This is a genomic window from Nocardia sp. bgisy118, from assembly GCF_057708605.1.
Window position 1 is genome coordinate 19,543 of record NZ_JBYISM010000038.1, and the last position, 22,078, is coordinate 41,620.

Annotated in this window: 17 protein-coding genes and 1 pseudogene; 2 read left to right on the plus strand and 16 right to left on the minus strand. The window is 65.3% G+C overall.

Going from position 1 to position 22,078, the window contains the following annotated elements:
* Positions 1-31: 31 nt before the first annotated feature.
* The 4 genes from AC3EO7_RS33650 to hrpB form a co-directional block, all read right to left on the minus strand.
* Positions 32-1,624 (minus strand): HD domain-containing phosphohydrolase, encoded by a 1,593-nt coding sequence (locus AC3EO7_RS33650; RefSeq protein WP_431971540.1) that lies wholly within the window; start codon positions 1,622-1,624, stop codon positions 32-34.
* A 194-nt stretch (positions 1,625-1,818) separates the two neighbouring features.
* Positions 1,819-2,958: a serine hydrolase domain-containing protein gene (locus AC3EO7_RS33655; RefSeq protein ID WP_431971541.1), complete on the minus strand. Its 1,140-nt coding sequence runs from the start codon at positions 2,956-2,958 to the stop codon at positions 1,819-1,821.
* Complete coding sequence (locus tag AC3EO7_RS33660) at positions 2,955-3,551, minus strand: QsdR family transcriptional regulator (protein ID WP_431971542.1); 597 nt, start codon at positions 3,549-3,551, stop codon at positions 2,955-2,957. Before AC3EO7_RS33660 ends, AC3EO7_RS33655 begins: the two co-directional genes overlap by 4 nt.
* A gap of 148 nt (positions 3,552-3,699) precedes the next feature.
* Complete coding sequence (hrpB, locus tag AC3EO7_RS33665; protein ID WP_435593412.1) at positions 3,700-6,141, minus strand: ATP-dependent helicase HrpB; 2,442 nt, start codon at positions 6,139-6,141, stop codon at positions 3,700-3,702.
* 216 nt (positions 6,142-6,357) lie between these two features.
* On the opposite strand from hrpB, the gene AC3EO7_RS33670 reads away from it, so the two are divergent.
* Complete coding sequence (locus tag AC3EO7_RS33670; protein ID WP_435593413.1) at positions 6,358-7,410, plus strand: NAD(P)-dependent alcohol dehydrogenase; 1,053 nt, start codon at positions 6,358-6,360, stop codon at positions 7,408-7,410.
* A gap of 86 nt (positions 7,411-7,496) precedes the next feature.
* Here AC3EO7_RS33670 and AC3EO7_RS33675 read toward each other — a convergent pair whose 3' ends face one another.
* The 5 genes and pseudogenes from AC3EO7_RS33675 to AC3EO7_RS33695 all read right to left on the minus strand — a co-directional run.
* Positions 7,497-7,949, minus strand: a complete 453-nt coding sequence (locus AC3EO7_RS33675) for a DoxX family protein (RefSeq protein WP_431971545.1) — start codon at positions 7,947-7,949, stop codon at positions 7,497-7,499.
* A gap of 12 nt (positions 7,950-7,961) precedes the next feature.
* On the minus strand, positions 7,962-8,531 hold the full coding sequence (locus tag AC3EO7_RS33680) for a MarR family winged helix-turn-helix transcriptional regulator (protein ID WP_431971546.1): 570 nt from the start codon (positions 8,529-8,531) through the stop codon (positions 7,962-7,964).
* Positions 8,519-8,776: an aminotransferase class I/II-fold pyridoxal phosphate-dependent enzyme gene (locus AC3EO7_RS33685; protein WP_431971547.1), complete on the minus strand. Its 258-nt coding sequence runs from the start codon at positions 8,774-8,776 to the stop codon at positions 8,519-8,521. The genes AC3EO7_RS33680 and AC3EO7_RS33685 overlap by 13 nt, the downstream gene beginning before the upstream one ends.
* Before the next feature lie 846 nt (positions 8,777-9,622).
* Positions 9,623-10,480, minus strand: coding sequence for a helix-turn-helix domain-containing protein (locus tag AC3EO7_RS33690; RefSeq protein WP_488186311.1), 858 nt, complete (start codon positions 10,478-10,480; stop codon positions 9,623-9,625).
* Positions 10,481-10,522: 42 nt separating this feature from the next.
* A pseudogene (locus tag AC3EO7_RS33695) lies at positions 10,523-11,314 on the minus strand (sigma-54-dependent transcriptional regulator family protein); the annotation flags it as partial.
* Between the two features lie 287 nt (positions 11,315-11,601).
* On the opposite strand from AC3EO7_RS33695, the gene AC3EO7_RS33700 reads away from it, so the two are divergent.
* On the plus strand, positions 11,602-11,862 hold the full coding sequence (locus AC3EO7_RS33700; RefSeq protein WP_431971549.1) for a dihydrofolate reductase family protein: 261 nt from the start codon (positions 11,602-11,604) through the stop codon (positions 11,860-11,862).
* A 327-nt stretch (positions 11,863-12,189) separates the two neighbouring features.
* Here the strand turns inward: AC3EO7_RS33700 and AC3EO7_RS33705 are convergent, their stop codons facing one another.
* The 7 genes from AC3EO7_RS33705 to AC3EO7_RS33735 all read right to left on the minus strand — a co-directional run bounded on the left by AC3EO7_RS33705 (position 12,190) and on the right by AC3EO7_RS33735 (position 22,030).
* Positions 12,190-12,777, minus strand: a complete 588-nt coding sequence (locus AC3EO7_RS33705; protein WP_431971550.1) for a DUF1877 family protein — start codon at positions 12,775-12,777, stop codon at positions 12,190-12,192.
* A gap of 55 nt (positions 12,778-12,832) precedes the next feature.
* Positions 12,833-13,783, minus strand: a complete 951-nt coding sequence (locus AC3EO7_RS33710; RefSeq protein ID WP_431971551.1) for a hypothetical protein — start codon at positions 13,781-13,783, stop codon at positions 12,833-12,835.
* 451 nt (positions 13,784-14,234) lie between these two features.
* A complete protein-coding gene (locus AC3EO7_RS33715) occupies positions 14,235-14,747 on the minus strand; it encodes a nitroreductase/quinone reductase family protein (protein WP_431971552.1) in 513 nt (170 codons plus the stop codon).
* Positions 14,748-15,548: 801 nt separating this feature from the next.
* A complete protein-coding gene (locus AC3EO7_RS33720) occupies positions 15,549-17,468 on the minus strand; it encodes a TniQ family protein (RefSeq protein WP_431971553.1) in 1,920 nt (639 codons plus the stop codon).
* A 7-nt stretch (positions 17,469-17,475) separates the two neighbouring features.
* Positions 17,476-18,585, minus strand: a complete 1,110-nt coding sequence (locus tag AC3EO7_RS33725) for an AAA family ATPase (RefSeq protein ID WP_431971554.1) — start codon at positions 18,583-18,585, stop codon at positions 17,476-17,478.
* Positions 18,586-18,713: 128 nt separating this feature from the next.
* On the minus strand, positions 18,714-20,957 hold the full coding sequence (locus tag AC3EO7_RS33730; protein WP_431971555.1) for a COG3415 family protein: 2,244 nt from the start codon (positions 20,955-20,957) through the stop codon (positions 18,714-18,716).
* Entirely contained in the window at positions 20,954-22,030 is a 1,077-nt protein-coding gene (locus AC3EO7_RS33735) for a TnsA-like heteromeric transposase endonuclease subunit (protein ID WP_431971556.1), read from the minus strand. Before AC3EO7_RS33735 ends, AC3EO7_RS33730 begins: the two co-directional genes overlap by 4 nt.
* Positions 22,031-22,078: the final 48 nt, after the last annotated feature.

Sequence of the window (22,078 nt, forward strand, 5' to 3'; positions counted from 1 at the left end):
CCGAGCTGATTTACCTGGCGCAGCGGATACTTCAATTTCCGACGGTCGCATTGACCGGGAACCCCGCCAGACCCCGGTCGATCGCGGCGAGACTGGCCTGCGTGCGGTTGTTGACGCCGAGCTTGGCGTAGACACGTTCGACGTGGTTGCGTGCCGTCTTCTCGGCGATGAACAGTTCGGCGGCGATCTCTCTGTTCGATCGGCCCTGCGCGACGAGTCGCAGGATCTCGACCTCGCGGTCGGTCAGCCCGGCCGGCCAGGGCGTCCGCCGCGAGCTCCGCGGACTGGCCACCGCAAGCACGGCCGCAGCCGACTCGGCGTCGAGGCGTCCGGCGCGCGCCTCCTTTCGTAACCGATCGGCAGCGCCGCGAGGATCGAGCGGCGGCCGGTCGGGACGCGGCTCGAGCAGTCGTTGATAAGCGTCCGCCGTGGCAAGCAGCCGGTCCTGCGCGGTCAACTCCGCGCCGGCGATCCCCCGGGGAAAGCCGGACCCGTCGATCCTTTCCCGGTGCTTCATCGCGATGGGCACCACCGACTCCAAGCCGTTGACTCGACCCAGTATCCGACCGGTCAGATCCGGATACATCCGTACCCGTTCCCATTCAGCCGTAGTGAGCGGCCCCTTCTTCTCCCAGATCCGGTTGGACACTCCCATTTTGCCAAGGCCGTGCACCAGGCCGGCACGGTAGAGATGCGTGATGTCCGACGGCGACATGCCCAGGTGTCGAGCTGCCCCGGCCACCAGGTTCGCGACGCCACGCGAATGCCCCAGAGTGAATGGAGATTTGAGATCGGCGAAATCAGCCATGGCCTCGAGTAACTCGTCGCTCTCCTCGGCCGTCAGGGTTCGGTCACGATCCGGTGCCTGGGCCAATGCTGCTGTCCAGACGTCGATTTCGAGCAACCCGTCCACGATCGCCGCCGCGTCGCGATCGAACACCGCCGCCACGGCTGGGCTGAACTGACTGCCGCGCCGAGAACGGACAACACCCTTCGCGTGCTCGAGCCCACCCGTCCGCAGGTGCACCTCGACGACGTCTGCGACGTGAGCGATGTGGATCTCGACCGGGATATCGTCTCCGCGGGAACCGTTGGGCAGCCCCCGGCCGTCCCAGCGTTCGAAGGTGTGGGCCAGCGCCTTTCCGACCTGCTCGTCCAAGCCCATCCGATCGGAGAGAACCCCGGCGGAACTGCAATGCGACTGGATCAGTGTGGCGACCTGGCTGCGAGCCGTGACCAGAAAGGCAGTGGCACGGATGCCGCGCTCCCAGCCCGGCAATCCGCGTCCGACATGACTCGTCATCAGCCGCAGAAACGGCAGGCCGGTCATGTCCACCGTGTAGGTGTCGGCCCGGAAGGCGATGTCGTCGCCGAAGAGCGCCGAGAGTTCGTGGGAGTCGGCGTGACAACCGATCCACCCGACCAGATTGGCGTAGTACACGGTCGCCCGCTGTTGCCGGTCGAGCCTCATCCGATCGGCGATCCGTGTCGCGATCAAGGACGACCGAAGCATGTGTTCCATCGGCTGACCCAGACCGAGGTCGATCGCAAGCGATATCGCGGCGAGCAGTTCGGCTCTGCTCAGACCCTTTCCCGAGCCGGGCAACGTCCCGTGCGGGTGCATTCTCCCATTGTCCACCCGAACAACGGCTATCTCTGCGCGAAGGACGAGACCACTGTGTATCCGCGCCGCAGCACGCGCGACCGCGGGCCGTTCCGACGATGCGTGTATCGCGCCGGTGATCGTACGTCGATACTGCCCAGCCGCCCGGCGTACGCACCGGGCGTGACGTTCCGCAAGGCCAGTGTGTACGACGATCAGGCGTCGACCAGCCGATAGATCGTGCGCAGGTACGCCTCGCTGCGCGGCGAACCGATGATCCCGGGACCCATCCTGTTCATCGCGTAGGTGACGGTCATGCGACGGTCGAGATCCATGACGACCATCGATCCGCCCCAGCCGCCCCAGAAGCAGATCCGTTCGTCCGGGATGTAGGGGAGGCTGACCAGTTGCGGAAGGCCGTAACCGATGCCGAAGCGCAACGGAAGTCCCAGCACGAGGTCGTTTCCGTTGGACTGCTCCTCGAAAATCAAGTCGATCGTGCCCGGTGTCAACAACGTGATGTCGTCGACTGTCCCGCCGCGGGCGATGACAGAAAGGATGCGGGCGAGCGAGCGGGCGTTGCCGTGTCCGTTGTAGGCGCCCAGATCGGCGCGCCGCCATGACGCGGTGTTCGCGGCGGCCGCATCGAGCTGCGGAGTGCCGAGGGCGAGTCGTGTCAGGTTGTCCTCGGGAAGCACGGTCAGGTCGATTGGAAGCGGCGGCGGCGGAACGACTTCGGCGATACGCGGCCAATCCGATTCGCGAGCGCCGATCTGGAAGTCGGCGCCCAGCGGTCCGGCGATCTCGTCGGCGACGAATTGGGCGAGCGTCTTGCCGGTGACTCGGCGAACGACCTCGCCGAGCAACTGGCCGAAGTTCTGTGCGTGGTATCCGGATGCGGTTCCCGGCTCCCACCGCGGAGCTTGGCCGGCCAGGCGGGAGCTCGCCAGTTCCCAGTCGTAGAGCTCGTCCATGCCGAACGGCGGCTCCCATCCGGCGACACCGGAGGTATGCGAAAGGAGATGGCGGAGCTCGATCCGGTCTTTCCCATGGGCTGCGAATTCAGGCCAGTACTCCGCGACCGGTGCGCGGACATCGAGCCGGCCACGGTCCACCAGCATCAACACCGCCAGACTCGTGACCGTCTTCGTCGACGACCACACGTTCGTGATGGTGTCGGACTTCCACGGTCGGGTTCGTTCGCTGTCGCAGAACCCGCCCCACAGATCGACCACGACATCGCCGTCGATGTCGACGACTACCGACGCCCCCAGCTCCTTTCCCGAAGCGATGTTCTTCTCGAACTCGGTTCGCAGCTCGACGAATTCGGGGCTGCAGTACCCGCGCGCAGTCATGACGAAGTCCCTTTCGGTGTATAGGTGGCATCGCCGAGCAACGCCGCCACCGCGATGGCGGCTTTCGCGGCGTCGGGGTCGTCTCCGGTGATGAGATCGGCGTAGATGAAGGATTCGGTGATGCGCGCGATGAGGTAGGCCAGGTCACGCGCCGACATCGGATGAGTGAGGTGGCCGCGGTCCAGTTCCTGTTGCACCACACGTTCTGCGGCGCCGACCATTTCGTGCTGGACCGGGCTTTCCTTGGTCGTGAGCAGGCGCAGCGCGCGTTCGGGTTCCCGACGCAGGAACGTGCGGAAATACGGTGCTTCGATGAGTGCTTGGCCGAACGCGCCTGTCGCGTCGGCGATCCGGGCGGCACCATTGCGCGTGGTCGACGCCACCGCGGCGCGGTATGTCGGCTCGGCAAGCGACCACAGCACGGTCGCGAGCAGCCGGTCGCGATTGCCGACCCAGCGGAACAGCGTCGACCGGTCGACCCCGAGTTCAGCGGCGAGTTTTTGCATGTCCAACCGGTCGCCGGCGAGGAACTGGCGACGGGCGACGTCGATCGCCTGATCGCCTCCAGGACTGCTGTGACTGGGACCACTCATGGATGCAACATACTCACAAATGGTGCAATGAATCAAGCATCTGTTGCATACCCGCTCAGGCGAGACGCCGCTACTCGCCCCTGGCTACGCCGGCTCGTTGCGGCGAATGAGCGCACAGCCAAAACGTGGGGTCAGCGTGGGGGCTTGGCTAGCCGCGCCCGGCATTGCGCGCAGTGCCACGGTGGGCGGGCATGGTGGTGGGGTCTTCCGGCCAGGCGTGTTTGGGGTAGCGACCGCGGAGGTCGGCGCGGACTCGAGGCCAGCCGGTGCGCCAGAAGGATGCCAGGTCCGTAGTGACCGCGACCGGGCGTTGGGCGGGTGAGAGCAGGTGCAGCACGATCTGGACGCGGCCATGGGCCAGGCGTGGTGCGTCTGTCCAACCGAAGACTTCCTGCACTTTGACCGCGAGCACCGGCGGGTCGGTCGAGTAGTCGAGGCGGGGGTGGCCGCCGGAGGGAACCTCCAATCGTTCCGGCGCCAGTTCGTCCATCCGGACGGCGTCCGGCCAGGGCAGCAGGCGACTCAGTGCCTGTCCGGCGTCGATGCGTTCGAGGTCGGCGCGGCGGCGGGCAGTGGCAAGTTCGGGGCCGAGCCAGGTGTCGGTGGCGGCGAGCAGCGACTCGTCATCGACCGGCGGCCAAGGGGCGCCGAGGGTGCGGTGCAGGAAGTCGAGGCGCTGACGTAAGGCGATCGCATCGGAATCCCAGCGCAGCAGGCCGAGACCGGTCGCGCTCAGTCCGCGACGCACCGCGGCGCTGAGCAATTGGCGATCGGGGTCACGAATCAGCTTCTCCGACAACACGATCGCTCCCAGTCGTTCGACCCGCCGAGCGACCACATCGCCGTCGATCCAATCGACCTCGTCGATGGTCGTCAGCAGGCTCGATGCGGCACGGCGGGCCAGCTGTTCATCGGCGACCGCAGCCAACCGTATCCACCCCTCGGAACGACCCGGATCGCGCGTCGCAACGCCGACCGCCAGCCACTCCGCATCACCTATTCCAGAGCCGGGCGGCAGCGTCACCGCAGTGCCGCCGACCATGAGATAGCTCGCCGAGCCCGGGCCGCGCCGTCGCGCCAGCCGCTCCGGATGAGCCAGCGCGACAACGTAAGCCGGATCGTCGACACCGTCCGACGCCTCGACCGATCGTGCCAGCCGCTCGACCTCCCGCCGCCAGCGTGCCGGCCGCTCGCGCCGCAGCACACGCAGACCAGCCGTGAGATCGACTCCGGAGGCAAGAGTGTCGTCGTCGAGGACAGTGACCACTTCCGCAGCCGCCCGAGCACCGACCTCGGCCGCCCCGTCGAGCAACGCCCGCGCCAACCGAGGATGCAGCCCGATCCGAGCGATGCGCCGCCCACGGTCGGTGACAACACCGTCTCCGTTCACGGCCCCCAACGCGCGCAATACAGCCCGGCCCGCAACCAACCCACCGGGCGGCGGAGCATCCCACCAGGCGAGGCCATGACCGTCAGCCGTGCCCCAACATGCCAGTTCCAACGCCAACCGAGTCAGATCCGCCGTCCGAATCTCCGGCTCCGGGTAGGCAGGCAGCGTGCCGTGCTCGTATTCCGGCCAGCATCGCCACACCCGCCCCGGACCCTCACGCCCGGCCCGCCCGGCGCGCTGCTCGGCCACCGCCACCGAGACTCGAACTGTCGCGAGCCCGGACAGCCCACGCCCCCGATCGATGCGTGGGACCCGAGCCAGTCCCGAATCCACCACCGCTCGCACCCCGGGCACCGTCAAACTGGACTCCGCCACCGCCGTGGACAGCACCACTCGCCGCCGCGGCCCTGGCCGCAACGCTGTGTCCTGCCCCGCGGCGGAAAGTCTGCCGTGCAACGGAACGAGATCCACGCCGTCCACGTCGGCCAGAAGTGCTGTCGTCCGGCGGATTTCGGCTGCCCCAGGCAGGAAGACGAGCACGTCGCCCTCGGTTCCGACGAGTGCGGCCCGGGTGGCGCGTGCCACCTGTGCTTCGACGCGCTCGCGTGGCAACGGCGCAACATACGTCGTATCCACGGGATGGGTCCGCCCCTGGACCTGCACCACCGGCGCCGCACGATCCCCACCCAACAGCGCCGAAAGCCGTTCAGCCGCAACAGTCGCCGACGTAGCAAGCACCCGCAGATCCGGCCTCAACCCAGCCCTGGCATCGAGCAGCAACGCCAACAACAGATCCGCGTCGAGATGCCGCTCATGGCACTCATCGAGCACAACCACATCAACCCCCGCCAACTCGGGATCGCTCTGCAACCGTCGCACCAGCAACCCCGACGTGACGACTTCGACCCGAGTGTCCCGCCCTGCTCGCCGATCCCCTCGGACCGAGTACCCGACGGTCTCCCCCACCGACTCCCCAAGCAAAGAAGCCATCCGCGCAGCTGCGGCTCGAGCCGCCAACCGTCGAGGCTCAGCCACCAGCACCCGCTGTGCAGTCCTCGCCGCCAACGCCAACGGCACCAAGGTCGTCTTCCCAGTCCCCGGTGGCGCGACCAGCACAGCAGTCTTGCGCTCGGCCAACGTCTCGACAATACGGTCGAGAACGCCACGGACCGGCAGATCAGGAAGCTCAGGCAGTTTCATTACCCACCAGTCTGCGGCCTCGGCTCCAATCGACGACGCCCTACCCCACCGCACGGAGTGCGTCTCACACCAGCACACCTCTCGCACGAGTGGAACACCCGGCCCCGGCCGCCGCGCGGGCGCCTCCCAAGGGCACCGCTAATATGAACTTGAATTCGACATCAACAAATGAGGTCGACGCCGACCAGCGCCCATGCACCGATAGGTACGTACTCCATGACACTCGCTACCGCATATGCCGTCACCGCCCCCGACGGCCGCTTCGAGAAGACCACCGTCGAACGCCGGAAACTCGGGCCCGACGACGTGCTGATCGACGTCAAGTTCGCGGGAATCTGCCACTCCGACATCCACACCGCACGCAATGAGTGGCAGGGAACCAGCTATCCCTGCGTGCCGGGACACGAGATCGCGGGCATCGTGGCCGCGGTCGGGTCACACGTCACCGGATTCGCTGTCGGCGATCGAGTCGGTGTCGGCTGCCTGGTCGACTCCTGCGGCGAATGCGAGAACTGCCTGGTCGGGTCGCAGCAGTACTGCTTGCGAGGCGCGACGTGGACCTACAACCACAAGGTTCCCGAGTCGGTGCAGGACGGCGGCATCACCATGGGCGGGTACTCGACGCAGATCGTGGTGACCCAGGGCTTTGTGGTCTCGATCCCGGACGGTATCGCGCTGGAGCACGCCGCGCCGCTGCTGTGTGCGGGAATCACCCTGTTCTCCCCACTGCGGCACTGGAACGCCGGGCCCGGTAAGCGGGTCGCCATCATCGGCATGGGCGGGCTCGGCCACATCGGTGTGCAGATCGCGGCGGCACTCGGCGCTGAGGTCACGGTGCTGAGCCAGTCGCTGAGCAAGCGGGACGACGGGCTGCGGTTCGGTGCCCACCACTACTTCGCGACCGCGGACGAGACCGTCTTCCGCACCCTGCGCGGCCACTTCGACCTGATCATCAACACCGTGTCGGCCGAGCTGCCGATGGTGAAGTACATCAGCCTGCTGAAGCTGGACGGCACCCTGGTCGTGGTGGGTATGCCGCCCGGGCCGATGCAGATCCCTGCCTCCTCCCTGATCGCGGCGCGACGCTCGGTTGCCGGCTCACTCATCGGCGGCCTGCCGCAGACCCAGGAGATGCTGAACTTCTGCGCCGACCACGGCATCGGCGCCGAGATCGAGGTCATTGCGGCCGACCGCATCGACGAGGCGTACGACCGCGTCCTACGCAGCGACGTCCGCTACCGGTTCGTCATCGACACCGCCACCTTTTAGTTGTGGCGCGTGTCGGCCTCGGCGGCAGCCGCAGGGGGCGAATTCCCTCGGCAGCCGCGACATCGGCCATCTGCACCCGAGCCCGGCTACGCCGATCGGCGATTCCGCAGGGCGCGGTACTCCCGAAGGGTGCGGCGGCTGTCGGTGGCCGCCAGCGCCCACGCGACGAGCAGCGGTTGAAAGACCAGTCGCACAGCACGTTTGGTGTCGGTGTCGAGACCGAAGGCGTCGGCGTGGTTGACCAGCTGCGCGATGTTGCCGGGGAAGATCGCGACGAAGAACGCCGCGACCGCGCCGCCGACAAGGGCGCGGCGAGGCTGTTTCCAAGTGGCGAGCAGCGCGCTGCCGAGGCCGATCTCGACGACCCCGGACGCGACGACGACAACATCGGGGTCCAGCTGCAACCAGTGCGGCACCTGCGCCCGGAATTCCTGGCGCTGGAACGTCAGATGACCGGTGCCGGCAGTGACCAGCAGCGCGCCCAGCGAGGCCTGGCCCAGCGCGCGAAAACCGTTCGAGCCGTTAAAGTTCCGTGACATTGACAAACTCCTCTAGGACAGGCCCGCGGACGCCGATATCGTCGTGGGGCTATAGATTTTCGTGTGTATTCCCGGGGATACGCCCTGTCCGCAGCCGGGTAGTTTCGGCGAGACGTCGTGCGAGGTCGTTGATCTGGTCCCGGAGGTCGGATCCTGTGGCGACAGTCCGACATCAACGGCGACGGTTTCGATCATGCATCTGACCTGATCCTCGAGTGCCCTGCTCGCCGCGGTGGGACGCAGCACGACCTCACGTTTGTCGGCGCCGCCCGGGTCGCGGTCTACCAGGTCGGCCGTAACCAGGCGTTCGACCAGTGCTGACACCGTGCCGTAGTTGAGGCTCAGGCGTGCGCACAGCTGTTTCATACTCGATCCCGGCTGCTCCCACGGCGCCAGAAGGACCAGGCACCGCGGGTAGGTCACCCCCATTCGGTCCAGGAACGGCCGGTAGGCCGCCGCAACCAGGCGTGATGTCGCGTACATGGCGAAGCACAGCCCATTGTCCAGCGCCAGCGATATCTCGAAGGCGGACTCTTGGGCCGCCACGGAGGTATGCGCTGTCGACCTGTTCATGGCTCCCATCCGGCGAGTATTCGCATCACCGCGTCCGACGCCGATCGGTCGGCGACGGTGATGCGGACTCCAGCACCATCGTAGGATTTCACCGCGATGCCCCGGGGCAGTGCCGCGGTCAGACGCACTATCCGGTCGGTGTCGCACGGCAGCTGCCAGCGCGCGATCCGGTCGACCAGGTCGGGTGCGGCGACGCCGTACCCGATACGCAGCGCGGCGAGTCCGTACGTCTTGACGAACGTCCGGAGCACCACGACGTTGGGGTGGCGCGGCTCAGCACGTCGTGAATGTCGAGCCGGTGGCGCCGATACCGCCCGAGCGGCCTGTATTTGCTGGACGAGCCGGAAGCAGCACTGTCGCCACGCGGATGCAGGGCGGGGTGAGGACGAACAGCTTGGCGCCGCCGGTCACGGCCCAAGGAACAGCCGTTCGCAGGGTAGGCGCGGCAGCAGACAACAGTCCCCGATGGCCTCATGGATCAATTCGACTGTGCACCAATGCTTTCGCATGCAATCGTGGATCAAATGCGCTACCGCCACGGCGGTGGCCGTATAGTCGAAGGCCACTCCACCCAGCCAGATCCGCAGGTGCATATCGCCTGCAGACGGGAACCATCCCTCGGCGATCATGGCCTACCCTCCTGATACGGCGCAACGCAGATAAACTTTCAGCTCTCGACGTTCCTTCGGAGTCACGCGCGGACGAACACCTCTGGCTCGCCACCGCGGCGGGATCGCCACCGGCGGCATCAGCGGTAAGTCACGATCACCCGTCACCCCGGACTGCCAGATCAACCTTTCCGGACGAGGCAGCAGAACCTTTGCGGGACAAGTTCGGGCATTCGGGGCGTCAGGAGAGCGACTACTGCCTATGCGAATACATTCTCAATGACTGGGTGTCACTGTCCTGACGTTCCGGGCATCGTTGCCGGGAAACGCGGCTCCATTGCCGGTCCGAACGCCTCGATGACAAAGTTAGTGGCTGACCGATTCCGGAGACTGTCCAAGTTTTGGACAGTATCTTCACAATGCCCTGGGCGAAGGCTGGCGCTCGAAACCGGACCCCGCACGGACAAACGCGACCAGATGAGGCGGCGGACGCTACCGAGACCCGGATCGTGGCACCGGTGGCTGTCCGTCGGTGATACGTAGAGCCTTGAGCCTGGCGTACAGCGTGGTGCGGCTGATACCCAGCTCATGTGCCGTCTTCTGTTTGTTGCCGTTGTAGCGGCGCAACGATTCGATGATGACGTCACGTTCGGCTCGTTCGCGACCGGACAGGCTCCGCGCGCGCGACGCCACACGGTAGCGGTCGGGCAAGTCGCGGACCGTGACATCGCCTTGGTGGCGGTGTTGCAGGATGTGCGCCAGCACGGCCTTGAGTTCGTGCAGGTTACCGGGCCAGGGTTGGGCGGCCAGCAGTTCGATCACGCTCGGGAGGAGCCGGACGTCGGCGGCCGGATCGAGTTCGCGCAGCAAGTCTTTGGTAATCGCGGGCAGTTCCGCGATGCGATCACGCAGCGGCGGTATCTCCACGCGTTCCGCGCACAGTGCCGCCAGCGCGGCGTGTGCGCCGTGCGCGTCCCGCAGCGGAAGTGAGCTGAGGATGATCTTGGGACGGGGCTTGGACTTGATAGCGCCGATCAGCTGATCGACCACCCGCTCCGGCAGGGCATCGACACCGTCGAGGCACACGGCGCCGGCCGGGCGGGCAAGACGCTCTTGCAGTCGGCGGACCCACGTCTGCTCGCCGCACGTCGCGATATCCGCACACTGGTGGAACTCCACCTCCTCCGGGCGCGCCAGCCGACGGGCCGCGGTGCTGCGACCGGTGCCATGGTCACCCACGACCAGAACCGGTCCGGCGGTGGTCGGCGCGTGGTCGGCCAGCCGGGTAACAACTGGCCGCGCCGCCACGGTGACGTCGAAGTCGGCGATCGGTTCGAAGTGGAAAAGCATGCCGGTTTCTGCCCCCGTCACCTGTGCGATGTGAAGGCGGACCGCCGCGCCGGAAGCCAGGCGAACGTCCGTGCTGTGCGGGCGTGCGGGCGCCTGTTCTGCCAGCATGTGCAGCAGGGCGTAATCCGACGGGCCGAGCAGATCGACGGCGCTGTTGTTGGTCAATACGATGTCGTCCCCGACGGCCGCGACGGCCCGGCGTTGCCGTGAGATCGTCTGGAATGCGGCCAGCAGCGCGCGTTCCGATGCCTTGGCCTGGTCGAGGAGTCGATGTTCGATGTCGTTCACCGCGCGCTGCAGAAACGGAGCGAGTAGCGGGTCGGCATGAGAATTGGTGCTGGTGATGTCGAGGACGCCCGCCAGCCGCCGGGTGACCGGATGGAGGATCGGGTGGCCGTAGCAGGTGAGCCCTTTGAAGCGCTCGATGTAGTGCTCGGAGCCATTGATGATGATGCCTCGCCGCGTTTCGAGCGCAGTGCCGAGCGCATTGGTGCCGATACTGTCCTCGGCCAGGTTGGCGCCGTCCCGGATTCCGAGCGTTTCCAGCGCGGTTTCGACCCGTGGATTATCGAACCAGTGATAGACGAGTCGGCAATCGCGATCCACGAGCAGCAGACTGTATGCGGTACCGGTGAGCGTGGCCGCGATCTGATCGAGGACCGGGGCCGCGGCGTCGAGAAGCCTGCTGCGCGGGTCGAATTCCGTGACCGACAGATCGGCGAATCCAGTGAATTCCGGCTGCACGCCGGATAGTTGCGAGCGCCGCCACGATAGCTCGATTTCGCGACGCAGCGCCGACATGGGTGCGCGGTTGCACTCCAATGACGTCATCTGGTTCCTACTCCTTGCCCAGCACGCGGTGCCGGAGTCGGTGCCGAATGCCGTTCGATCTGTCGGCTTCGGGTCCGCGTCCCAGACTCAGCCTACTCGTCCGTGTGTTGTGGATCACTTCTCGCTATTCATGGGCATAGTGTGCGCGATGTTCGCTGCGTCGCGGTGTTTAGAAATTGGACACCCCTGGTCGGAAGTTGGTCACCACGGAGGTTCTGTGAGACGCGCTGTCCATCGGGAGCGCAGATGCGGCGCTATCCGATGTGCGGTCGGGTTCTGACGGACAAGCAGTGAGAGTTGCTCGAGCTGCCGTTACCCGGCTTCGTGACCAGCCGGGTGAGAGCGTGGTGTCGATCGGCGGGGCGGGCCTGGCCGCGGACGCCATCGCCGAGGACCTGATCGACGAGTACCGCCAGTTCGTCAAACCGGTCATCCTCGGCAGCGGCACCCCGTACTTCCCGCCGCTCGCCGAACCCCTCGACCTGCGGCTGATCGAGTCCCAGGCCCTGAGCTCCCGGGTCGTCTACCTTCGCTACCAGCGCATCCGCTGAGTTCGGCGCTCGGTGGAATGAGTCCATTGAGCCGAACCAGATCCTCCCGGCCCACATTGCTTCGGCCACAAGATGTTTCAATGCACGATAGTGGCTCCCCTTCAGTCGAGACGCGGGCCGGATTCGATCTCGATTTTCGCGAGCATGTCGTGGATCGATGAATCTGGTCCGAACTCAATGAATCTGGTACAGCGACTCAGGTGTCTGGCATGTGGCTCAACTTTTCCGGCCCGTGTCGCATGATCGCCGGGATTCGATCGACGTGCAGGGGTGGCGTGTGGATGCCGGGCTGCGGCTGTGCAGGATCCCTCGAGGAAGCCCGCGTAGTCAGGTGGTGTACATCACGACACCGAGCTTGGACTCCGCGGTCTTGGCATAGAAGGCAGTGAGTCCCTCGAGTTCGGCGACGATGACTCCCGGACCTTCATCGGGTGTGATCAGCTCCAGTTCGTAGATTTCGTGCTCGTCGATCAACTCCTCGAAATCGGCTTGCCTGACAGCGGTTTCGACGGCCAACACGTCAACCGTGGCGAGACGTGCAGCGAGCTCGGTCGCCTGATCCGGCGACACCACCGAGAAAGCCCCGTTCTCCAGGGTCGAGCAGGCGATGCTGTCGGCGCCCCCGACCACGGGCCACAGTTCGTGGTCCTCAGGGCTGGGCCAAGCCTCCCCGGTGAGGAAGTAATTGAGCGCGGCCCCGTAGTGGGTGCGGTAGTGGTCTGGCTTGTCGAGCCTGTTGATGCTGGTCGGATCCTGCCGGAGCGCGTGGATCTCCTCGCCACTCACCGCTTGCAGCCAGGTTGCCTGTGCCACAAGGCCCTCCTGTTTCACTCTCTTGTTCGACACGTGCGCAAAGGTCGTCAGGGCCACGCAACCGTGCCCGGACGGGGCGCCTTTGTGTTCAATCCTGGCCACCGAGACGCGCAGTCTATTCTGTGGCCGGGATGATGCCTTGTTTTCTCGCCGCGGACTACTCTTCTCGAATCTCGACCCCCCATACCGTGTCCAGCACGACGGCGGCGGCGACGAGTGCCCCAGCTGCGATCGTCTGCACCGAGATCCGCGAGCTGTCCACCGCCGCAACCACGCTCGCGGCCACCACCGCTTCGTTGAGCCCAAGCACCCCAGCTGTCGGCGCGCTCAGATGCGCAATTCCATACCAGTAGGCGGCGAACCCGGGGCCGAGCAGCGCGGCGCCGAGTGACACCTCGATGGCCATGTGTTGCCAACTCCCGGTTGCCGTCGTCACCAGCAGCGGGGTGGTGAGCAGCCCGGCCACGGCAAGCTGCAGCCCAGCCGAGACGATGGGATCACCACGGCGGGACTCCCTCGCGACCAGAATGATCAACGCGGTCACCGCGGCCGCGCTGCCCAACGCTAGAACACACCCGAGCAGCGCTGCGGTAGTGGAGGTTTCGATGCCAGGACGCATGGACACCACGGCGACAGCGGCGACGAGCAGCCCGGCCTCGATCACGATCGGTGTGCTCAGCTTCCGCGCTCCGCTCATCACCGCCCCAGCCAACAGCAGGATCGGAGACGCCAGGTGTAGCGCGACGACCACCCCGACAGGGCCGATCGCCAGTGCCGCGACGTACATCGAGATGTTCGCCGCCTCGAGAAATCCCAGCCTCAGATAGGTCCCGGGATTGGCCCGAAGCTCCCGCCAGGGACGTCGGCCACCGGCGACCGCCACGACCAACAGCGGGACCGCCGCACCCAACGCCACCAGCGGCGCGGCGCGCTGCGAACCCAGCAATGCCAACCCCGCCGAACAGCATCCCCACAGACTCGTCGCCGCCATCAGCCCTGCCAGGCCCGCACCGGACCATCGCTTCATCTCGCGCTGCTCAGCCGTCACCAGATCTACGGTATGAAATCGGTTGCCCAACAACAGGTACAGCAGGGAGCTCCTGGTCATACCGTTCCGTCTCGCCCGCGCTGTCCGTTGCCCGGGTTGTCGCCTGCCAGCCTGACCTTGTTGCCAGTCGTGGGACCACCGTCGGCAAGCGATCCGACGAGCGAACGTGTTCCAAGATCTATCCGCCAACCCCGTCGCGGTGATATCAGCCAAGTGCTCGGTAATGCCGATGTGATATTTGCTGGCCAAATTCGCGTCCCGCAGCAGATGGCGAGAGGGCGGGCTCTCGGTCGAGGAGGCGCGGATAGGGCGATTCCGACCGCGGTGTCGGTTGGCACGCGGGGACGGACGATTGCCCAGCGCCTGACCGCGACGGTCTTCACCAGCCGGTTCCGCGTACCCGCCCGCCTTCGGTGTGACCGCAGGCCAGCTCCGGCGGCATCCTGGTGCTGCTGCGCTGCTAGTGCGCGCCAATGTCGACACGCCGCGGCTGCAAGGTTCCCGGGAGCGCTCAGCCCTCGCCGTTGAGGGTCAGCACGACCAGTGGAATCGGCCGGTCGACCTTGGACTGGAAATCTGCCAGCAGCGGGTTGTTGGCCAGCACCCAAGCCGCGAACTCGTCGTAGTCCTCGCCTTCGAGCACCTTGCCGATCGCCTGGTAGGTCTTGTCTCGGAGCTCGATGGTGACCTGCGGACTTGCCTTGATGTTGTACCACCAAGCCGGGTACTTGTCCTCGATGAACGAGCTCACATACATGGTGTCGCCCCGGTACAGAGGTCCGAGCGGAGTCGTGTGCCGCCTGCCGCTCTTGGCTCCGGTGGTGGTGAGCAGGATGAGGTCTCCGCCCGCGTAAGCGCCGCCCACCTTGCCCGAGTTCTCCCGGAACTCCTTGATCACATCATCGTTCCAGTTGGCGATGCCGCCTTCCTGGTCCCACGCCTGGTTCCACGGCGCGTTCGGGTCGTTGTAATCAGTGATTTCGATCTGATCCGGCTGTCCCGCAGTCGATTCGATTTCGCTCATGATTCGAGTATGTCGGGGACATAGGACAGTTCCGGTCCTAATTCAATGAGAAATCTCGACGCATTTCGCAAGCCGACGCCCTGCCATGCCGTAGTCCGGTCGTTCGAACAGGCCCAGTCGACCAGGAAACAGTGCGAGAACCGGTTCCGCTTCTGCGGCCCCCATGGTGGTCTGACAGTGGTCCCACGACTGGCAACGCGGTGGTTCCTCGACGGTGGCAAACGACACCCGGGTGCAGCGGCAGACCGTGTACGTCGCCCCGCGAGGATCTGCGCCCACACCGCCAGATCGCGTGCTCGTCAAGGTCGTGCGAAGCGGGGCCACGGCCAACTTCCGCGAATCGCGCACGCGCTACACGGCTGCACCCTGTCGCTTGGTTCAACCAGGAGAACTTCGGAAAGGGGTAGAGATAGAACTGCACCAACTGGTACCGCCAAGCATGCAGGAAACACACCTCCCAGCACGGGTGCGGCCATTTGTCCCTTGGGTGGGTGGATTTCGTCGCGGCTGCGGAGGATCGGCATGATTTCGCCGTCATCGAACGGTCGTCACGCAATGTCTCCTTCGCCGGCGCGGCCGAGTAGCTGAACGGTCGGCGATGCCCGGCCAGCCACCGCATGTACTGCGCCAAGGCCCGGCTGTGACAAAGAGCGTTAGTTGGCCAGGGTCCGTGCCGGTTTCGCAGGTAGCCATGGTGAGACGGGCGATAGTTGGCCACGATGTCGGGCGTTAGTTGGCCAGTGACGGGGATGGAGCAGGCCGTTACGGAGTTACGGTTCAACCGGCAATCGGCTTCGGGCGTTATCCGGCTGGAGAGTCGATCTTGTGGGCGAGTGTTGTTGCAAGACTGTCGAGTTCGGCCTTGAGCGTGCTGTAGTAGGGTCCGCAACGGTGGCTGTGCATGTGGTGCCAGGAGCTTGTGAGCTGCCGTTTCCATGCTTGCTGGATCTCCGGTGGCTGCGTGACTCGGATGGGTTGCGGCGCGAAGAGGTGTTCCCCATTGGTCAGCTGGACCCAGACGTAGATGGAGGCCAACTGCCGTTTGCGGTCTATGAGTTCAGGTTCTGGCCGTGAACGGTGATCGGGTGGAAGCCGGAGGATCAGATCGTTCCAGGTGCCCGTGTCGATGAACCAGGTTTCCAGCGCTCGGCGTCGGCTCTGATAGTTGACCAAGAGTGTGGCGGGTTCGTCGAGTTCGGCTGCGAGAGCGGTCAGCGCCGATTCGAAGCCGAGCGGATCGGGCTGTTGTTTCACGCTGACGTGAACGCGATGCGCCCCGGAGTAGATTCTGCCGTTGTGCAGCAGCTCTGTGTTGTGCCCCGTTCCGAGTCCGAGATATTCGGCGGCCTCGCCGAGGGAACCGCCAGCAACCATCTGCACCAGCTTGAGTGCGGCGGTGCGGCGCGTGAACATCGGATTGACGTCGGCAGGTGCTTCGAAATGCCGTTCGTACCAGCTCTTGGGCAAGAACGCCGGGATATGTTCGGGCCCCCAGTGTTGTGGGCGGACGCTGGCGGCGCGTCGGCCCCGTGACCCGCCCGCTTTGGCGAAGCCACGGAGCAGCGGTTCGCAGGCGGCTTGCATTCCTGTCGACAGCGGGGTCTGTGATCGTAAAAGTCTCTGTGCCCTGGCGGTCTTGCCCGCTCGGCTTGTGGTGGCCGGGAGTAGCGGGCGCAGGTATTCGCGGACCGTTTCCGCGTTGCCGCTGAGCAGGATTCGATCGGCGATATAGGTCAGAGCGGCTCTGGCGGCGGCGTCGGCAGGCGGCGGCCCGAAGATGGTGCGGGGCCTGACCGAGGGGGTCTTGGCTGACCGGTCGGCAGCTCTGCGCAGCAGAGTCGTGACATGTTCGTCGATTGACGTTGCGGTTTCCTCTGACGGGCTCATGTGTCGCAACGCAGGCCAAGTCTGGGTGGCCAGCATCGTCACTGCTTGCAGATCAGCGAAGTAGCTGATCGGCTCGGTCAAGTGCCCGACGCTGAGCGTGCTGGCAGGACCTTCGAATTCGAGCAGTCCAAGAATCTTGTCCTGGAGGGCGACCAGTTCGGGACCGGCCGAGCGGCGAAGTCGAGGACGGTCGAGTCTTGTGCCGCAGCAGGTGTCGTGGGCTCGGCCGTTGCGGAGGTTGAGCACCTGTCTGCATTGCGCGGGGTGGAGCATGACACCCATCGCGGGCAGCAGACCGTGACGGCCGGGCCGACGGTCGTGGACGAGTTGATCGCATTCGGGGCATCGATGTTCGAGCAGGCGCTGGTGCTTGGTGCAGGCGAAAACGACCGGCAGACGCCAGGCTCTGCGCCAGGCTCCTCCGAAAGCTTGCTGAATAGGAGTTCCGTCGCCAGCGAGGCATTCCGGGCAGTATCGCGTCGCCGGGGTCAGGAACCAGGGAGTGTTCAAAGCCTGCACGCCACTCGCGGCAATGTCTGTTGTCGTAGAGGGGAGCGGATATCGCCCGCGCAAACCGTTCAAACCGAGCTGGGTGACCGCCTCGATCGGGAGCCTGGTCGTATGCGCGAAGGTCTGCCGGGATGGCTCGGGGATTTCGGTCAGCAGGCCGACCGTCGAAAAGACTCCGCTGCGCCGCTCCGTTGCCAGTCCCGTCACCTCCATCAGACGGGCCGGCGACTGATTGATCCGGTAGGACAGCCGGAGAACGAATCCCGGCAGCGACTCATCCGGTAGCGGTAACAGGCTTCTTCCCAACGGTTCGGCGGTGGGCATGTATCGCTCAGCCTGCGCTTCCAGTTGCGGGGACGCCCTTGTCGTCGAACACAGTGTTGCGCGGCTTGGACTTTTTTCGCGTCGGTGCCACGGGCGCGGTTGGGATGTCGGGGATTTCGCCTGCATCGGGGTCGAGATCGGGCAGATCGTCGGGACTCAGCGCTAGGAGGTCGAGGAGGTCGGTGGTGATGTGTTCTTGGCCGGTCTCGATGGCATATCGGCATCCGGCTTGGACGAGTTTCTTGACCAGGCCGATGATTCCGCCGGTGCGACGGAACAGGTATTCGGGCATAGCGCCGTCGCTGAGCATGCCGTCATAGCCGTGCAGCAGCCGCAGCTGCTGCTCGATGCCGACCAGATGGGCAGCCCAGGCGGCGATGCCCGAGGGAGTGTCGTAGGAGAACCGATCGAGGTCGAGCAGGTCGAACCGCAGGTCGGTCTGTCCGGGTGCGTCGTCGTTGCGGCTCTTGCCGCGGTCACGGACCGGCGGGAACAGCCATTGCCCGGTGCGGGGATCTTTGCGGCCGTCGCGCAGCAACCCGGACCGGGGGATGCCGACACCGACCAGGATGAGGGTGACCGGCAGGCTCATCAGCTCGCGGATCAGATCCAGCACGTCCTGGTCGGCTTCGCGATGCAGCTTCAGCCGCGTGATGTCATCGAGGACAAGGGCTTTGGTGCCGTGGTCGTAGATGGCGTTCTTGACCGTGCGGATGAGATCTTCTTGTCGCATGCCCTTGTAGGGCTCGCCGAAGAAGTCCAGAATTCGCTGGCAGGTGGAGATCGGGGTGGCCTTGACCGGTGTCCGGACGTAAGCAACAGGCGCGTGCTGATCCAGTGTCCCGGCCATTGCGGTGGGGTTCTGGGCGTAGAGGGCGAGCCATTCGTCTTCGAACGAGGCGATGATCTCGCAGATCGTTTCGGTTTTGCCCTGGCAGCCACCACCGTTCAACATCACCCCTGGCCGGGTGTCGGGGCTGTGGTTGAAGGCGTTGTCCTCGATCAGCGCCCGGATCTTCCAGGACACGAACGCGCTCATCGGGGTTTCCTGAATAAGCAGGTTGGAGTGCGTCGCGATGCGGTGCAGATCGTGTAAACGCCGTTGCCGCGGGGTCATCCGCTGGTGATCCTCGGCGGTGATGATCGGGGCGGGAACGAAGTCTCGACGAGTCAGCCGCCATCGGTTCCAGCCAGCCCAGACGGTGCGATCAGGGACCGGACCAGGCAGAAACAGTGCCGGACCGGTCAATTCACATCCTCCAATCCGGTTTCCACGGCGTGGTCTTGTTCGTTCTCGTCGGGTAGGACCAGCAAGCTGGTGCGGCGTAGACGTTCTCCCAATCTGCCTGGTGGCCTCGGCCGCGTCGGCACTGCTTGCTCACGGCGATGCCGTCGTTCGGTGGTGACCGAGTCCTCGGTGCTGCGGGCCTGTTCGGGCCATCGCAACGCCACCACCTTCCCCTGGTTGTCGTCGGCGGGGGCTGGGTCTCGGTCGTTGCGTGCGGCGTCGCCCTGGGCTGCTTGGCGGGCGGTACTGGTGCGCTGGGTTTTGCTCATCCGGGTCGACCAGGCATCGACGGGGATATCGGCGCCGAGCAACTCCAGCAGCACCGGCAGCAGTTCGGCGTCGCTGTGCGGGGACAAACCCCGGCGACGGACTTGACGTAGCAGCTCATCGGCAGTGATCGAGGAAAACGCTGGGACTTCTCCTTCTGGAGGTAATCCGTTCCAGCGCAATGTGTGCCATTCGCTGGTGTTCTCGTCCTGGAAGAACACCATGCGACGATCCCGACGGTCCGACCGGATCAGCCACTTGCCTTTGTGTTTTCCGCCCCGTGTCGAGGGCTGGCTGCCGTCAGGTAGTGCCGGACCCCAGTACCACAGACCGGAGATTTTCACCCCGCGCCGACCGTGGATATCGACGTAGTGAGGTTTGAGCAGCCGGTAATACAACTGTGGATCCGGAATCTGAAGGGAGACACCGCCTTGCGCCATCGCAGCCGCGAACAACGTATTCGGCGAATGCTGTTCACCCGGCGCCCAGGCCGGCGCATACTCCCCCAAGGCCCGGTTCTGCCAGACCTGGACAATCCAGGTGGCAATGAGATGCTCCATCTGCGAAATGGTCAGTATCGCATCGGATTCAGGATCGACACCACGGTCTGCGACGTCGACGCCTGTGTAGCCGGGCAGCACTTCGAACAGCAGGCTGCGTATTCCGCCGAAGGTCCTTTCGACCGCCTGCTTGTCGGTCGGACGCATTATCCGAGCAGGGAGAATGTTGCAGCCCAGGTCGCGTTCAGCCTGAACGAGCCGGTGGTTCTTGTAGACGGATCCGTGGTCGGTGGTCACCGTTTCCGGGGTGAAGAACGGCAACCCGGCGACCCGGTGGCCGGCGAATTCGGCGACCACTGCGGCGGGAACGCCCGGGTAGGGCCATTCCATGTCCTCGCCCCATCCGTCGCGCATCGGCAGCGGCATCATCACATCGCGCAGCACCATCGCGATGTCGACCGATGTGTCCGACACCAGCGTCAACCGGAACGCCACCAGAGAATGCGTATAGACATCCAAGGCCAGACTCAGATGAACCGACACCGACTCACCGAACACCGTTTCGCGGACCTTCACCGGCAACACCGTGGTGTCCAGCGCGACCACCTGCCCCGGCCGATGGACAACGACGTAGGTGATGCCGGTGTCGACCGCGGCCGCCGAGCGGACATAACGCTGACGCGCGCCGCCGGGCCCGAACCATTCCGACCAGACCGCCCGCAGCGTGTCGTAGCTGGGAATCCTGACTTCCGCTCCGTGCTTTTCGAGTACGTACTGGTGAATGAGTCTGTCCTTGGCGCGCATGCTCATTCGTGATCGGTGCAGACTCTCGGCCCGGACCGCGAAGATCGCTTCGCGCACTGGTTCGTTGATGCTCGGATGCCCGCCACCGGCCCGCAGCCAACGCCCGTCGACGCACCCGGCGAAACCTTCGGTGCGCCAGGCGGCAGCCAGCCGCCGCAGGGTGCGTTCGCTGAGATTGGCCAACCCCAGCACCGCCAACTCCTCTGCACCCAACGCTGCCAGTTCGGCGACCTTGGTTCGTCTGCGCTGCGTGAGCGTGGTCTGCTCCGGGTCGTAGGCCGGACGCGGTTCACCCGGAGCGCGACGGCGTGAATCCCCGGAGCGAAAGCCAGTTTCGGCTTCCAACGCGTGCGCCAACCGGATGTGCAAGCGGTCTTGCTGCTCTGAAGTCAGGTCGGTTCGCACCGCGAGTTGTCCAGATCGTGGATCCTTCACCACCACACTGGAAACCACACGGCAGTCCGGGTGAAACATCAGCCACCGGAACGTGCGCGACTCGACAGCCCCGCTCGCAGGCCGCACCAGAAACCGGCCGTGTTCGGCCTGAATCTCCTGAACAGTCCAGTCCAAGCCGTCGAAACGCAGCACCACCCCAACCGTCAGTTCCAACAATCCACGCCGGTCGCTCACCGTGCCGACTCCCACCCGGCGAACACCAAGGTCTCGTCGGACAGTGGGCTACCCAGCTCGATGCCGAGGCGGCGGTGCCACAACAAGTGCAGAGCGTGCGCACGCGCCACCGCCGGGAGCGAGGCCGCATTCACCAGATCCGCGAACCGCCGAGGACCCGTGACCACCGCACTGAGCAGCTGACCTTCCAGGCCGAGGCGGTCGGTCAGCTCACGGCGCTGCGCCGAGAAGGCATCCATCACGCTCACCACATGCGGGGCCCACCCGGCGACCACGCTGTAGGACCAGTCATTGACCAGCGCTGCTTCTTTCGCGGCCACGAACTTCGTCATGTCATCGTCGCCGATCAACCCGGCCGGGCGGACATCGAACAACCACCCAGAACCGTCCTGTGACACCGCCAGATAGTCCGGGACATGTTCGCCGCGGCGGCCCGCCGCGGTCTCGAACGACAGCCGAAATGGTTGCGGCAGAACCTCGATCACCTCACCGGCGAAATCCAACGCGAGCAGCAGCCGCTGTTCCTCGAGTGACTCGAAACCATGGTGACGTCCCGTGGACACCAGGAACTGCAACCCCGGCCGGTGCTTCTGCCGCGCACCCCAACCGAACCGCCGCACCGGCTGCAACCCCTCGATGGGCATCGCAGCCAGATCTCGTACCGCACAGGAAATCTCATCTCCCCGAAACTGCCACGACGCGATCCACCGAGACGTCCACCCCGACCCGCAACTCAGCCGATGCCGCACCGAATCGGGCAAATCGGCGACTACGATCAGATCGCCCACGCGGCACTGGTCTGAACGCACGGCCACACCGTAACCTGGTGTTCGCCAATACGTTTCAAAATCACAAAGATCACATTGGAACGACCGACACCTGCCGTTTGCCCCCGTGTGGGACCACCACGTTGCCTCTCGTGGGACCACCGAGCAGGCGATCCACTGGGGGAACACGTTCCAGAACGGTTGTGCGGAACGATCATGGCGATGGTGGCTGAGCGTCCGATAATGCCGAATACAGGATAGTTTGAACCCGCCAGTATCGAGAATCGAACGATTTCGCGGCGACACCAGGTGGATGTCGAGCGGACCGAGATGCGCTCTACGACTTCACCGGCC